Origin of the sequence: Mesorhizobium sp. AR02, from assembly GCF_024746835.1 — a bacterium.
Lineage (GTDB): Bacteria > Pseudomonadota > Alphaproteobacteria > Rhizobiales > Rhizobiaceae > Mesorhizobium.
The window spans coordinates 1,420,048-1,435,052 of the sequence record NZ_CP080531.1 but is presented as its reverse complement, the minus strand read 5'-3'; the positions used below and the strand labels follow the sequence as shown (position 1 = coordinate 1,435,052).

The 15,005-nt window shown below is 62.7% G+C and carries 10 protein-coding genes, 1 tRNA gene and 1 pseudogene; 9 read left to right on the top strand and 3 right to left on the bottom strand.

Going from position 1 to position 15,005, the window contains the following annotated elements; genetic code table 11:
* Positions 1-351 precede the first annotated feature (351 nt).
* Together DBIPINDM_RS11235 and DBIPINDM_RS11230 are read right to left on the bottom strand one after the other, a co-directional pair.
* Positions 352-427 (bottom strand) — tRNA-Phe (locus DBIPINDM_RS11235).
* Positions 428-752: 325 nt separating this feature from the next.
* Positions 753-1,625: a helix-turn-helix domain-containing protein gene (locus DBIPINDM_RS11230; RefSeq protein WP_258585780.1), complete on the bottom strand. Its 873-nt coding sequence runs from the start codon at positions 1,623-1,625 to the stop codon at positions 753-755.
* A 104-nt stretch (positions 1,626-1,729) separates the two neighbouring features.
* On the opposite strand from DBIPINDM_RS11230, the gene DBIPINDM_RS11225 reads away from it, so the two are divergent.
* The 5 genes and pseudogenes from DBIPINDM_RS11225 to DBIPINDM_RS11205 all read left to right on the top strand — a co-directional run bounded on the left by DBIPINDM_RS11225 (position 1,730) and on the right by DBIPINDM_RS11205 (position 7,937).
* Positions 1,730-3,001 carry an ABC transporter substrate-binding protein gene (locus tag DBIPINDM_RS11225; RefSeq protein ID WP_258585779.1) on the top strand — a complete coding sequence of 424 codons (1,272 nt, stop codon included), beginning with the start codon at positions 1,730-1,732 and terminating at the stop codon, positions 2,999-3,001.
* A gap of 90 nt (positions 3,002-3,091) precedes the next feature.
* On the top strand, positions 3,092-3,952 hold the full coding sequence (locus DBIPINDM_RS11220) for a carbohydrate ABC transporter permease (RefSeq protein WP_258585778.1): 861 nt from the start codon (positions 3,092-3,094) through the stop codon (positions 3,950-3,952).
* Positions 3,949-4,785, top strand: a complete 837-nt coding sequence (locus DBIPINDM_RS11215) for a carbohydrate ABC transporter permease (RefSeq protein ID WP_258585777.1) — start codon at positions 3,949-3,951, stop codon at positions 4,783-4,785. Before DBIPINDM_RS11220 ends, DBIPINDM_RS11215 begins: the two co-directional genes overlap by 4 nt.
* 8 nt (positions 4,786-4,793) lie before the next feature.
* Entirely contained in the window at positions 4,794-5,873 is a 1,080-nt protein-coding gene (locus tag DBIPINDM_RS11210; RefSeq protein ID WP_258585776.1) for an ABC transporter ATP-binding protein, read from the top strand.
* Between the two features lie 35 nt (positions 5,874-5,908).
* Positions 5,909-7,937 (top strand): annotated as a pseudogene (locus DBIPINDM_RS11205) (aldo/keto reductase).
* 23 nt (positions 7,938-7,960) lie between these two features.
* Here DBIPINDM_RS11205 and DBIPINDM_RS11200 read toward each other — a convergent pair.
* Entirely contained in the window at positions 7,961-8,836 is an 876-nt protein-coding gene (locus DBIPINDM_RS11200) for an AraC family transcriptional regulator (RefSeq protein WP_258585775.1), read from the bottom strand.
* A 246-nt stretch (positions 8,837-9,082) separates the two neighbouring features.
* On the opposite strand from DBIPINDM_RS11200, the gene DBIPINDM_RS11195 reads away from it, so the two are divergent.
* The 4 genes from DBIPINDM_RS11195 to DBIPINDM_RS11180 all read left to right on the top strand — a co-directional run bounded on the left by DBIPINDM_RS11195 (position 9,083) and on the right by DBIPINDM_RS11180 (position 14,996).
* Positions 9,083-10,549: an alpha-glucosidase/alpha-galactosidase gene (locus DBIPINDM_RS11195; RefSeq protein ID WP_258585774.1), complete on the top strand. Its 1,467-nt coding sequence runs from the start codon at positions 9,083-9,085 to the stop codon at positions 10,547-10,549.
* A gap of 101 nt (positions 10,550-10,650) precedes the next feature.
* Positions 10,651-12,732 (top strand): ABC transporter substrate-binding protein, encoded by a 2,082-nt coding sequence (locus DBIPINDM_RS11190; RefSeq protein WP_258585773.1) that lies wholly within the window; start codon positions 10,651-10,653, stop codon positions 12,730-12,732.
* Positions 12,733-12,848: 116 nt separating this feature from the next.
* Positions 12,849-13,856, top strand: coding sequence for an ABC transporter permease (locus DBIPINDM_RS11185; protein ID WP_258585772.1), 1,008 nt, complete (start codon positions 12,849-12,851; stop codon positions 13,854-13,856).
* Entirely contained in the window at positions 13,857-14,996 is a 1,140-nt protein-coding gene (locus tag DBIPINDM_RS11180) for an ABC transporter permease (RefSeq protein WP_258585771.1), read from the top strand.
* The last annotated feature ends 9 nt before the right edge of the window (positions 14,997-15,005 follow it).

Below are 15,005 nucleotides of genomic sequence, written 5' to 3'. Positions count from 1 at the left end.
GCCAGCAATGGCGACACACCCGGGTATACCCCGAAGCGCGGTAAAGTTAGCTATGCCATAACAGGTCGTTTCTAAGCGGTCATGCATTCGACAGTCGGAATCGACCGTGCGAGAACGCGACCCGATACAAGCGTTCGCCGGTTCTGCGAATTGAAGTGCCTTAATATTCCTTTGATCTCTCGCGACGTTACGCGCCTGTGTCGGCTGGTCCCCGCTTGCGAAACCAGTAAACGCCGATCTTACGATGTTTGACGGGACGGCTCATAGCAAGCACCCGTGTGTGGCACTCAGGTAGCCCTAAGCATATAATTTTGCTGGTTTTTCAGCTGCATCAACACCTTAGAAGGGTGATGGTGCCCAGAGGCGGATTCGAACCACCGACACGCGGATTTTCAGTCCGCTGCTCTACCAACTGAGCTATCTGGGCCTGTTCCGGCAAACGAAAACTCGTTGACCGGATTTCATCAAGGCGCCGTGGGCGCCCCTTGAAAGCGCGTGGGTTATAGCACGGGAATTCGGCCTGTCCAGCGCCTAGGTGGCGATTTCCGGCAGGAAAAGAGAAGCTGTGGAAAGGGCGGCTTCATCAGGCGCTTTCATCGCCGAAATGGCGCGCAGGCTGGCCCTTCCGGCCCTTTGGCCTCCGTCTCGGCGCAGCCATGGCGCAGGGCAACTCCCGGGATCCGTCCTTAGCCGACGATCAGGATGCTGCAATGCATTCGCATCGACAGGCCAGCAGCAACGGGCTGTCGCCTCTACCTGGCGCTTGGCAGACCCTTGCGAAAATCGGAGGGGGTCATGCCGGCCAGCTTGCGGAAGGATTTGTTGAAGGCGCTGAGCGAGCCGAAGCCGGAGTCCATGGCGACGCGCAGCACATTGGCGTCCTGATGCATCAGCAACGCCTGCGCGTAGCTCAGCCGCAACAGGTTGACATATTCGTTGAGCGTCATGCCCGTCGATTTCTTGAACAGGCTCATGGCGTATTTGGGATGGATATCGGCCGCCGCCGCGATGTTCACGCAATCGATGTCGTAGAGGAAGTTCTCGGCGATGAAGTCGCACATGCGCCCGACATTGCGCGACGATTGCTGATCGAAGGGACTGCCGGCTTCCTGCCCGGCTGCCGTTTCGGGCACCAGCCGGTAAGGCTCGAACCGCACCCGCTCCAGCCGCAGCAGGAGTTCGTTGACGGCGTGCTCGGCCTTGGCGGGATCGCCCGAGCGGGCGTAGCGGTTCCAGCGGGCGAAATTGTCGTTGTCGGATTGATCGGTGGCGCTGGTCACCAGGGTTGCACCGGTCATCAGCCGGTGGCGCACATCCGCCGGCAGGTGCAGCCGGAAGAAATGCACCAGCGGCAGATGCGCGCCGGCATAGATGGCGTCGTCGCTGAGATCGTCCATCTGGTGCGGCAGGCCGCCCCAGAAGAAGCACATCTCGCCGGCCGAAAGCGAAATTTCGTGCTCGTTCATGCGGTAGTGCACGCTGCCGCGCACGATGAAATTCACCTCGACCTGGGCATGCCAATGCGGCTTGAGCATCACCAGCGGAGCGGTGTGAAACATCTGCAGGAGCAGCGGCAGGCCTTCCACGCTGCTGGCGCCTGGCTGGTAAAACGGCCGATCCGGCATCTTACTTTCCGCCAATTCCGTATTCCCTTTGTCGGCGACAAGCCTTCCGCGCTGCATAGTCTAGCCGGGCTCGCAGAGAGAGCAAATGAAATGGGAGGATTTCAATGCGCATCACACTGACCTGCGCCGCGCTCGCGCTTGCCCTGGGCTCAGCCCCGGCCTTTGCGCAGTCCGGCGAAATCACCATCTGGAGCTGGAACATCGCGGCCTCGTCGCTGAAGGCGACGGTTGCCGGCTTCAACAAGCTGCATCCCGACATCAAGGTCACGGTCCAGGATCTCGGCAACCAGCCGACCTATGACAAGTCGATCGCCGGTTGTGCCGCCGGTGGCGTCGGCCTGCCCGACATCGTCACCATCGAGAACGGCGAGGCCGAGAATTACTGGAGCCAGTTCCCCGACTGCTTCGTCGACCTGCACACGCTGGGCTACACAGCCGAGGACCAGAAGAAATTCCCCGATTTCAAACGCACCGAGCTCGAGGTCGGCGACAAGGCCTATGCCATGCCGTGGGATTCAGGCCCTGTCGCCGCCTTCTATCGCCGCGACTTCTACGAAAAGGCCGGCGTCGATCCGGCATCGATCAAGACCTGGGACGATTTCATCGCCGCCGGCAAGAAGGTCCAGGCCGCCAATCCGGGCGTCTCGATGACCAACGCCGATTTCAACGGCGACAGCGAATTCTTCCGCATGATCTCCAACGAGCAGGGCTGCGCCTATTTCGCCGAGGACGGCCAGTCGATCACGGTTAACCAGCCCAAATGCGTCGACGCCATGACCAAGCTCAAGGAGATGAAGGACGCCGGCATCGTCTCGTCCGCCGACTGGGGCACCAAGATCACCAACAACACGGCCGGCGCCGTCGCCACCCAAATCTATGGCGGCTGGTATGAAGGCACCATCCGCACCGAATCGGCCGGTGAAAACGGCAAATGGGGCGTCTATCTGATGCCGAGCCTCACATCAGACGGCCCGCGTGCCGCCAATCTCGGCGGGTCATCGCTGGCCATCACCTCGGCCTCGAAGAACAAGGAAGCGGCTTACGAGTACCTGAAATACACGCTCGAAACCAATGAAGGCCAGATCACCATGCTGAAGGAGTTCGGCCTCGTCCCCTCGCTGGTCTCGGCGCTGAACGACCCCTACGTCTCGGAAGGCCTGCCCTACTGGGGTGGCCAGGCGGTGTGGAAGGATATTCTGGGCACCTTGCCCAAAGTCGTCCCCAGCCGCGGCACGCAGTTCCAGAGCGATGCCGAAATCATCGTTCGCGCGGTGCAGACCAAATATCTGGGCGGCGGCTATCCCGACGCCAAGGCAGCACTCGACGATGCCGCAAAACAGATCGCCGCGGCGACCGGACTGCCGGTCAAATCATAATCTCCCAAGGAGGGGTCCGGGACGGCTCATGCCGCCCGGACCCTCCGCCTGCAAACTTGTCTGAAACAGCTGAGATGAAGGAGGAGGAAGATGCGCAACCGCAACGCCACGGCCTATCGTTTCCTCGCGCCCTATCTCCTGATCTTCTCCGTCTTCTGGGTGTGGCCGATCATCAGCTCGTTCCTGATCTCGTTCCAGGCGACACGCACCGTGCCCTGGCGCTTCGCGCCGAGCTTCAACTGGGGCCGGCTGATCGGCGATCCGGCCTTCTTCAACGCGCTGAAGAACACGCTGCTCATCCTCGTCATCCAGGTGCCGGTGATGATCGCGCTGGCCATGGTGATGGCGGTGCTTTTGAATTCGCCGCTGCTGAAGGCGAGGGGGCTTTACCGCTTCGCCTTCTTCGCACCCGTCGTCGTCGGCGAGGTCGCCTATTCGGCGGTGTTCCGGCTGATGTTCAGCCTCGATTTCGGCATCATCAACAAGCTCCTGAACAGCATCGGGCTGCCCAAGATCGACTGGTTCTCCAACGTCACGCCCGCCATGGCGCTGATCATGATCGCGGTCACCTGGCGCTGGGCCGGCTACAACGCCATCATCCTTCTGGCTGGCATGCAATCCATTCCCGAGGATGTCTACGAGGCCGCGACGCTCGACCGCGTCAGCAAGCTCAAGCAGTTCTTCTACATCACGCTGCCGCTGTTGAAGCCGGTCATCGTGTTCTGCCTGGTGCTGTCGATCATCGGCACCATGCAATTGTTCACCGAGCCGTTCCTGATCACCGAGCGCGGCGGGCCGGGCGGCGGCACCGAGACGCTCGGCCTGCTGCTCTACCGCCAGGGGTTCCGGTCGCTCAATTTCGGCTACGCCTCGGCCGTTGCCTACACCATGGCGGGACTGGCGATCGCGATCACGTTGGTGCAGCTGTGGCTGACGAGGGAAAAGCAATGAGCTCGCTCTCCTCCGCCCGCCTGAGACGCAGCGTCGCACTGCATCTTTTCCTCACCCCGCTGGCGCTGATCTGGCTGTTCCCGCTGTGGATGATGGTGGTGTTCTCGACGATGCCCGACAACGGCATCTTCAGCCCCGGCATCGAGCTTTTGCCGCACGGCAATTTCGTCGACAATTTCAACAATCTGCAGCGCGACACCAACTTCGTCGGCGCCATCGGCATCTCCGTCTCCGTGGCGGTGACCTACACCTTCCTGTCGGTGCTGTTGACGTCGATGGCCGGCTGGGCGCTGGCGCGCTACCAGTTCTTCGGCAAGGGGGTGGTCGTCGGCATCATCTTCGGCACCATCACGCTGCCCTATGCGGTGGTGCTGATCCCGCAATTCATCATGGTGGCGCGCGATTTCCAACTCGCCAACACCTGGGTGGCGCTGATCGTGCCGCCGCTGTTCAATTCGCTCGGCGTGCTGTTCATGCGCCAGAGTTTTTCGATGATGCCGGATGATTTGTTTGACGCCGCCCGCGTCGAAGGCGTGAAGGAGTGGCGCATCTTCCTCTTCGTCGCGCTGCCGCTGGCGCGGCCGATGCTGGCCGCACTCGCCATCATCCTGTTCCTCGCCTCCTGGAACAATTATCTCTGGCCGCTTTTGATCAACAGCCAGCCCGGTTCGATGACGGCACCGGTGGCGCTCGGCACGCTGATCGGCCTCACCAAAGTGTCGTGGGGTGGCATCATGGCGGGTGCGGTGATGCTGACCGTGCCGATGCTCATCGTCTTCGTGCTCCTGCAGCGCCATTTCATCGCCGGCATCGCCGCCGGCGCAGTCAAGTAAGAGGCAGCATGGCGACCGTCACCCTCAACAATGTCGTCAAGCGCTTCGGCGCCTTCGAAGTCGTCCATGGCGCCAACATCGACATCAAGGATGGCGAGTTCGTCGTCTTCGTCGGCCCGTCCGGCTGCGGCAAGTCCACCTTGCTCAGGATGATCGCCGGGCTCGAGGACATCAGCGGCGGCGAGATCGCCATCGGCGGCAAACTGGTCAACGATGTCGAGCCGGCCGACCGTGGCATCGCCATGGTCTTCCAGTCCTACGCGCTCTATCCGCATATGAGCGTCGAGCAGAACCTCTCTTTCGGACTGCGCATGACCGGCAATCCCAAGGCCGACACCGACCGGCGGGTCAAGCGCGCGGCGGAAATCCTGCGCATCAGCGAATTGATGGACCGGCGTCCGAAAAAGCTCTCCGGCGGCCAGCGCCAGCGCGTCGCCATCGGCCGCGCCATCGTGCGCGAGCCGCAAGTGTTCCTGTTCGACGAGCCGCTCTCCAATCTCGACGCCGAACTGCGCGTCCAGATGCGGGTCGAGATATCGCGCCTGCATAAGGAACTCGGCGCCACGATGATCTACGTCACGCACGACCAGACCGAGGCGATGACGCTCGCCGACCGGATCGTCGTGCTGCGCGCCGGCCACATCGAGCAGATCGGCCGGCCGCTCGATCTCTATGACAATCCCGACAATCTGTTCGTGGCCGGGTTTGTCGGCTCGCCGAAGATGAACTTCATCAAGGCGCAAATCGTCGGGCACGATGCGCGTGGGGTCGTGGTCGAGCTGGCGGGTCAGGAGAAGACCCGCATTACCCAGCCGCTGACCGGCATTGCGCCCGAAGCGGGCAGCAAGGTCATCGTCGGTGTGCGGCCCGAACATTTCGGTAGTGCGGGAGAAGGCGACACCGACCTTGTCGTCACCATCGACGTGATCGAGCATCTCGGCGGCACGAGCTTTCTCTACGCCCGAACGGCGCACGGCGAAGATGTGGTGATCCAGCGCGACGCGGCGAAGGTTCCCACCACCTCCGAGGTCACTGTTTCCATCCGCAAATCCTGCCTGTTCGACGAAAACGGGCTGCGGCTGCGCTGACCGGCCGTCCCTTCCAGCCTTCAAGGAGAATGACAATGACTGCAACCACGCCCATTCGCTGGGGCATTCTCGGCCCGGGCAGCATCGCCCAGGCCTTCGCCGGCGGTGTGGCCGCTTCGCGTACCGGAAAACTGGTCGCCATCGGCGCGCGCAATCCCACCAAGCCGGGCCTTGCCGAGAAATTTCCAGGCGCCCGCATCGTTGACGGTTATGAAGCGCTGCTTGCCGACCCCGACATCGATGCCGTGTACATTGCGATACCGCATCCCGGCCACGCGCAATGGGCGATCAGGGCGGCGGAAGCGGGAAAACATGTGCTGTGCGAAAAGCCGCTGGCGCTGACCGCCTTCGAGGCCGACGCCATGATCCATGCCGCGCGCAAGGCCAGCACTTTTCTCGGCGAAGCCTTCATGTACCGGCTGCATCCGCAGACGCTGAAGCTGGTCGAACTGATCAAGTCCGGCGTCATCGGCGAGATCAGGATGATCAAGTCGAGCTTCGGCTTTGCCATGCCGGGCTTCATGCCGGAGCACCGGCTCTACGCCAACGATTCCGCCGGCGGCGGCATCCTGGACGTCGGGGGCTATACCGTCTCGATGGCGCGGCTGATTGCCGGGGCGGCGGCAGGACTTCCCTTCGCCGAGCCCGACAATGGTGGTTGGTACCGCTCATCTTGGCCAGTCCAGCGTCGACGAGTGGGCCTCGGCGCTGCTGCATTTTCCCGGCGGCATCGTCGCCGAGGTCTCCTGCAGCATCTCACTCAACCAGGACAACGTGCTGCGCATCTTCGGCACCAAGGGCCGCATCGAAGTGCCGGACTTCTGGTTCGCCGGCGGAAATCGCGATGTCGGCCTCGGCCGGATCGACGTGATCGGTGCGGACGGCGGGCACGAGACGATCAGCGTCGACGAAAAGCGCCATGTCTATTCCTTCGAGGTCGACGGCGCCGGCGAGGCCATCCTTGCCGGGCGGCAGGAATTCGCCTGGCCGGGTATGGGCTGGGCCGACAGTCTCGGCACCTTGCGCGTGCTGGACAGATGGCGCGCCGCGGTCGGGCTGGAATACCAGATCGAAAAGACCTCGCTGCGCACCAACACCATCTCCGGCCGACCACTGCGGTCGGGCGGTACCGCAATCGGCAAGCGCGCCATTCCGGGCCTGGCGAAGCCGGCGTCCGTCGTGGCGCTCGGCTTCGAGGATTTCCGCACATTCTCCTCGGGTTCGATCCTGCTCGATGCCTTCTTCGAGGCCGGCGGCAACCTCTTCGACACCGGCTTTGTCTACGGCGCCGGCTACACCGAAAAGCTGCTTGGCGAATGGCTGAAAAACCGTGGCGTGCGCGAGCAGTCGGTGATCATCGCCAAGGGCGCGCATTCGCCGCTCTGCTATCCAGACGTGATTGGCAAGCAGCTTGCCCAGTCGCTCGATCGCCTACAGACCGACCATGTCGATATCTATTTCATGCATCGCGACAATCCGGATGTGCCGGTCGGCGAGTTCGTCGATGCGATGGACCAAGAGGTGAGGGCCGGCCGCATCCGAGGTCCGTTCGGCGGCTCGAACTGGACGATGCAGCGCATGGACGAGGCGATTGCCTATGCCGAGCGCACCGGCAAGCAGAAGCCCGGCGCGCTCTCCAACAATTTTTCGCTGGCCGAAATGCTGGAGCCGATTTGGGCAGGCTGTGTCACCTCCTCCACCGATGACTGGAAGGCCTGGCTGACATCTAGGCAGATGCCGAATTTCGCCTGGTCGAGCCAGGGCCGCGGCTTCTTCACCGACCGCGCCGGACGCGATCGGCGCGACAGCGAGGAACTGGTGCGGGTCTGGTATTCGGAGCGCAATTTCGGCCGCCGCGACCGCGCGATCGAGCTCGCCGCGCGACTGCGCAAGAGCCCGATCCACATTGCGCTGGCCTATGTGCTCAACCAGCCTTTCCCGTCGGTTCCGCTGATCGGACCACGCACGCTGGGCGAGTTGGACGACAGCCTGCGCGCCCTCGACATCAAGCTTTCACCGGCCGATCTCGAATGGCTGGACGGCGGCAGTCTGCACGCGGCCTGACAAAGCAAGGCCTCAAAGCGGCGTCAGGTCTCGTCGTCAGACACCCTGACGCCGCGCCTGGCCGGGGTCCGCAGATTGGCATACATGCCGGTGGTGCGGAATTGGCTGGGCGTGGTGCCGTAGAGGCGGCGGAAGACCTTTGAAAAATAGTTCGCGTCCTCGAAGCCGCACAGGATGGCGACTTCCTTCACCGGCAGGAAGTCCGCCTTGGTCAACAGCTTCGCTGCCCGTTGCAGGCGCTGCTGCAGCACGAACTCGGCCGGCGGCAGGCCTTCGCTCTCGGCGAAGCAGCGCGAGAAGTGGGCACGGCTGAGGCCGCTGATCTGGACCAGGTCCGCCACCGGCAGCGGCTTGTCGAGATTGGCGTTGATATGGTCGATGACCGGCTGCATGGCGCTCTGTTTCTCGGCAAAGGCGTGCGAGCCGAAGACATCGTCATAGAGCGCCATCGCCGCCTCGTAGGCGATAGCGGAAGCAGCACCCGGCGACGCCGCCCCGTTGACGAGACGCAGGCTGCAATCGGCAAGATGATCGATCGTCGTCGGCTTCAGCCGGAACACCGGACCGGAGACGCTGAGGATCGACTTGTGGATGCGCAGCGCCTCCTCGCCATTCATCGAAATCCAGAAATATTCCCAGCGCTCGTCCCGGGCCAGCCAGTAGCGGTGGTTGTGCGGCACCAGCACCAGCAGCGTGTCGTTCGCTTGCAGGCGATAATTTCGGTTCTCGTAGCGCAACTGGCCGGTTCCGCTGATCGTGTGCTGGAGCACGGTGAACGGCGTCTGGCCGCGTTTGCGTCCGTCCCAGTCATAGATCTCGTCCTCGCGCACTTCATAGCCGGTGCTTGTCGGCATGGCATGCAGGCGCTGGCGGCCGCGCGGCAGCGAGATCGTCCGCATCGACTGTCCGTTGGCGATCAAATCCCGTAGCACAAAATTACCCTTGAAAGCATAATCCTTCTCTGGTCGCGCTCGTGAATAAGGGCATAATCCCCCTCGAAAAGCGAGAGAGATCCGCAGGCGAGGAGCGGACAGGGAGGTTGGCAGGCCGGAATCCGGCTTGTCTCGCACACATGTCACGGCATGTGGCTGCAACCCATCCCTGTCATTTCCGGCCTGTCATTGGAATAAGATGAGGTGCGGCTGATGAGTTTCAAAATCGCTATCATCGGTGCCGGCAGTGTCGGATTCACCAAGAAACTGTTCACCGACATACTGTGCGTGCCCGAATTCAAGGATGTCGAGTTCGCGCTGACCGACCTCAGCGAGCACAATCTCGGGATGATCAAGGCGATCCTCGACAGGATCGTCGAGGCGAACGGATTGCCGACAAAAGTGACGGCGACAACCGATCGCCGCAAGGCACTCGAAGGCGCGCGCTATGTCATCAGCTGCGTGCGGGTCGGCGGGCTCGAAGCCTATGCCGACGACATCAGGATTCCGCTGAAATATGGCATCGACCAGTGCGTCGGCGACACGATCTGCGCCGGCGGCATCCTCTATGGCCAGCGCAACATCCCGGTGATCCTCGATTTCTGCAAGGATATCCGCGAGGTTGCCGACACGAACGCCAAATTCCTCAACTACGCCAACCCGATGGCGATGAACACCTGGGCGGCGATCGAGTATGGCAAGGTCGACACGGTCGGGCTCTGTCACGGCGTCCAGCACGGCGCCGAGCAGATCGCCGAGGTGCTGGGTGCGAAATCCAGGCACGAGCTCGACTATGTCTGTTCCGGCATCAATCACCAGACCTGGTTCATCGATCTGCGGCTGAACGGCCGCAAGATCGGCAAGGACGAGCTGATTGCCGCTTTCGAGGCGCACCCGGTCTATTCCCAGCAGGAAAAGCTGCGCATCGATGTCTTGAAGCGCTTCGGCGTCTATTCGACCGAGAGCAACGGTCATCTCTCGGAATATCTGCCCTGGTACCGCAAGCGGCCCGAGGAAATCACGCGCTGGATCGACATGTCGGACTGGATTCATGGCGAGACCGGTGGCTATCTCCGCTACTCCACCGAAACCCGCAACTGGTTCGAAACGGAGTATCCGCAATTCCTCGAAGCGGCGTCGAAGCCGATCGATCCGGCAAAGCGCTCCAACGAGCATGCCAGCCATATATTGGAGGCGCTGGAGACCAACCGCGTCTATCGCGGCCACTTCAACGTCAGGAATGACGGCGTGATCACCAATTTGCCGCAGGACGCCATCATCGAGTCGCCCGGCTTCGTCGACCGTTTCGGCATCAACATGGCCGCCGGCATTACGCTGCCGGAAGCCTGTGCGGCCACCTGCATCGCCTCGATCAATGTCCAGCGCATGTCGGTCCATGCCGCGATATCAGGCGACATCGATCTCTTGAAGCTCGCCGTTCTGCATGACCCGCTGGTCGGCGCGGTGTCGACGCCGGAGGAAGTCTGGCAGATGGTCGACGAAATGGTCGTCGCCCAGGCCGCCTGGCTGCCGCAATACGCGCATGCGGTTCCGGCGGCAAAAGAGCGGCTGTCGAAATCCGCGGTCAAGACCCGCGAATGGGCCGGTGCCGCGCGGCGAAACGTGCGCTCGATCGACGAATTGCGCGCCGAAAAGGCCGCGCTGAAGCAGACCGGCTGAAGCCCGGGCGCGGCGGCGGACCTTAGGAGGCAGGTCCACCGCAGTCGGCGTCCAGGCAGAAGACGCGCAGCAGCAGATATCTGAACACGAGGGAGGAGATAATGAGGAACCTACGCAGCATTGGCATTGCCGCCGGACTGGCGCTGAGCGTCTCCGTTCCGGCACTCAACGCTTTCGCTTCCGAACCGACGGTCCCGCCGACGCCGGCGACATTTCCGGCCGAGGGCAAGATCAAGTTCGTGGCGCGCGACTCCATCCTGGAGTTCAAGGCGCTGCCGGAATATCACGAGCCCGACTGGGTGACTGAAAAATACGTCAAGACCGGCAAGCTGCCGCCGGTGAAGGACAGGCTGCCGAAGGAGCCGCTGGTCTTTAAGACGGCCAACATGCCTGATGGCATCGGCGTCTATGGCGACACGATGCGCCATGTCATCGGTGGACGGCCGGAAGGCTGGAATTATGGCGCCGGCCAGACGCAAGGTTGGGGCGGCATCGATATCGGCCTCTCCGAGTGCCTGACACGCACGGCACCGCTGTTCCAGGTCGAAGCCAAGGACACCGAGCCGCTGCCGAACCTCGCCAAAAGCTGGGACTGGTCGAAGGACGGCCACAAGCTGACCATGCATCTGATCGAGGGCGCCAAATGGTCCGATGGCGTGGCCTTCAACGCCGACGACGTCATGTTCTACTGGGACGACGAGGTGGTCGACCCGAACGTCTCGCCGCTCAACGGCGCGACGCAGGAAACCTTCGGTGTCGGCACGACGCTGAAGAAGATCGACGACTATACCGTCGAGTGGACCTTCAAGGACGCCTTCCCGAAACAATACCTCTACGCCATGGCCTACGGCACCTTCTGCCCCGGCCCCGCGCACATATTGAAGCCGCAGCATCCGAAATATTCGAAGAACACCTACGACCAGTTCAAGAACGCCTTCCCGCCGGAATATATGAACATGCCGGTGATGGGCGCCTGGGTGCCGGTCGAGTATCGCGCGGACGACATCATCGTCATGCGCCGCAACCCCTACTACTGGAAGGTCGACGAGAAGGGCAACCAGCTGCCTTACCTCAACGAGCTGCAGTACAAGCTGTCGACCTGGGCCGACCGAGACGTCCAGGCGGTCGCCGGCTCAGCCGACTTCTCCAACCTCGAGCAACCGGAAAACTTCGTCGCCTCGCTGAAGCGCGCGGCGGAAGCGAACGCGCCGGCACGGTTGGCCTTCGGCCCGCGGCTCATCGGCTACAATCTGCGCCTGAACTATTCCGCCAATGGCTGGGGCAACCCGGACGAGCGCAGCCAGGCGGTGCGTGAGCTGAACCGCAACGAGGATTTCCGCAAGGCCGTCACCATGGCGCTCGACCGCAAGGCGCTCGGCGACTCGCTGGTCAAGGGGCCGTTCACCGCCATCTATCCCGGCGGCTTCTCCTCGGGCACCAGCTTCTATGACCGCAAGTCGACCGTCTACTATCCCTTCGACCTCGCGGGCGCCAAGGCCGAACTTGCCAAGGCCGGCCTCAAGGATACAGACGGCGACGGTTTCGTGAATTTTCCAGCTGGCACCGCCGGCGGCAAGAACGTCGAGATCGTGATGCTGGTCAACAATGACTACGGCACGGACAAGAGCCTCGCCGAAGGCGTCGTCGCGCAAATGGAAAAGCTCGGGCTTCGGGTCGTGCTCAACGGTCTCAACGGCACCCAGCGCGATGCCTCGCAATACTCCGGCCGTTTCGACTGGCTGATCAGGCGCAACGACCAGGAATTGACCTCAGTCGTGCAGAACACCGAACAGCTCGCGCCCGTCGGCCCGAAGACCAGCTGGAACCACCGCGCGCCGGAAAGCGGCGAGGTCGACCTGATGCCCTTCGAGAAAGACCTCGTCGACATCGTCAACAAGTTTGTCGCGTCAGAGGACAATGACAAGCGCGCCAGCCTGATGAGAGACTTCCAGAAGATCTCGACGGAACATGTCTACAATGTCGGCCTGACGGAATATCCTGGCGCGCTGATCGTCAACAAGCGCTTCTCGAACATTCCGCAGGGCACGCCGATCTTCATGTTCAACTGGGCAGAGGATTCGATCATCCGCGAAAGGGTCTTCGTCAAGGCCGACAAGCAGGCGAAATACGAACTGTTCCCGCAAGAGCTTCCCGGCAACCCTGGAGACAAGGGCCCGATGTAAGTTTACCTCCCCTGACCAAGAGAGACCCGGCCGCGCTGCTGGCGCGGCCGGGACAGACCAACCCTCCGAACGCCCCTCGATGGGAGCGTCCGGCGAGATGAGGAAGCGGACCGTCCATGCTGCGATTCTTGGCTATGCGCATAGCGTCGGCAATTCCGGTCCTCGCCATCTTGAGCCTCGTCACCTTCGCCATCATCCAGGCGCCACCCGGCGACTATGCCGACTACATCCGCTCGCAGCTGATCAACCAGGGCGGCGCGTCCTTCGCCGAAGCCGATGCGCAGGCCCAGGCCTACCGCGTCGAACACGGCCTCGATAAGCCGCTGCCCGTCCAGTATCTCAACTGGATCGGCGGCATCGTCACCCGCGGCGATTTCGGCTACAGCCTCTACTACAACAAGCCGGTGGCCGACGTCGTCGGCGAGCGCCTGCCGCGCACGCTGCTCCTGGCGCTGGTCTGCCATTTGCTCGCCTCGGTGCTTGGTATCACGTTCGGAATATGGGCGGCGACAAGGCAATACACCTGGATCGACACGACGCTGTCGGCCATCTCCTTCCTAGGCATGACGGTGCCGCGCTTCCTGATGGCGCTGATCATCGTCTATCTGCTGGTCTTCCAGTTCAACGTCTCGGAGATCGGGTCGTTCTTCTCGCCGCAATATGGCGGCGCGCCATGGTCGTGGGCGAAGTTCGTCGACCTGGTCAAGCATGTCTGGCCGGTGGTGGCGATCGCCACATTCGGCGGCCTCGCCTACAATATGCGCGTGATGCGCGGCAATCTGCTCGATACGCTGAACGCCCAATATGTCGAGACGGCGAGAGCCAAGGGCCTCACCGGCGCCGCCGTCGTCATGCGCCACGCCGTGCCCAATGCGCTGCATCCGCTGGTCATGTATCAGGGCGTGGTGCTGCCCTACATGCTCACCGGCGAGATCGAGACGGCGATCATCTTCGCGCTGCCGACCGTCGGTCCGGCGATCGTCGGCTCGATGGCGGTCGGCGACGTCTATGTCACCGCCACCTTCATGATGGTGCTGTCGGCGACGCTGATCGTCGGCAACATCATCGCCGACATGCTGCTCGTCCTGCTCGACCCCCGCATCCGCCAGTATGGGGAGAGCTAGATGCTGGCGCGCGATCCATCACCCCCGCCGCTGCCGGCCGAAGGCCCCATCGTAGCCAAACCGGCGCGCGGCAATGAGAGCTACATCGCGCTTGTCTGGCGCCGGCTGAAGCGCTCCTGGACCGGCATGGCCGGGCTTTGGCTCGTCGTGCTGCTGCTGGTGATGGCCGTGTTCGCCGAATTCCTGGCGCCGATGGATCCGAAGGCGACCGATGTCGGCTTCGCGCCGCCGCAACTGCCGTCCTTCCACGACAAGGACGGCAATTTCGTCGCGCGGCCGCGGGTCTATGCGCTGGCCGATTCGGCCGACCTCGATCCGGTCACCTTCCAGCCCATCGTCGGCCCCGACTACGATCACCCGAGGCTGCTCGGCTTCTTTGTCGAGGGCGCGCCCTACAAGCTCCTCGGACTGATCCCGGCGGACCGGCATTTCTTCGCCTCGATGGACGGCCAGCCGGTGCATTTCCTCGGCACCGACAAGTTCGGCCGCGATGTGCTGTCGCGCGCCATCCACGGTTCGCGCGTCTCGCTGATGATCGCGCTGACGGTCGTCTTCATCATCACCGTCATCGGCACCACGGTCGGCATGGTCTCCGGCTATTTCGGCGGCAGGTTCGATATCTGGATGCAGCGCTTCGTCGAACTGGTGCTCGCCTTCCCGCAGCTGCCGCTCTATCTGGCGCTGACGACGCTGATCCCGGTCACCGCGCCGACCAATGTCTTCCTCGCCTTCGTCATCATCGTCATGTCGGCGCTGGGCTGGGCGCAGATGTCGCGCGAGGTGCGCGGCAAGACGCTGGCGCTGGCGCGCATCGAATATGTGCGCGCCGCCATGGCGGTCGGCGCCACCGACCGGCGCATCATCTTGCAGCACATCTTTCCCAATGTGATGAGCCATGTGATCGTCGCCGTGACATTGGCGATCCCGACGGTGGTGCTCTTGGAATCCTTCCTCGGTTTCCTCGGCTTCGCGGTCAAGCCGCCGCTGATCTCGTGGGGGCTGATGCTGCAGGACACCGCGACCTACTCCGTCATCGGCACTTATCCCTGGATCCTGTCGCCGGTCGGTTTTGTGCTGATCACCGTTTTCGCCTTCAACGCGCTGGGCGACGGCCTGCGCGATGCCGTCGACCCTTATTGAGGTGGCTGG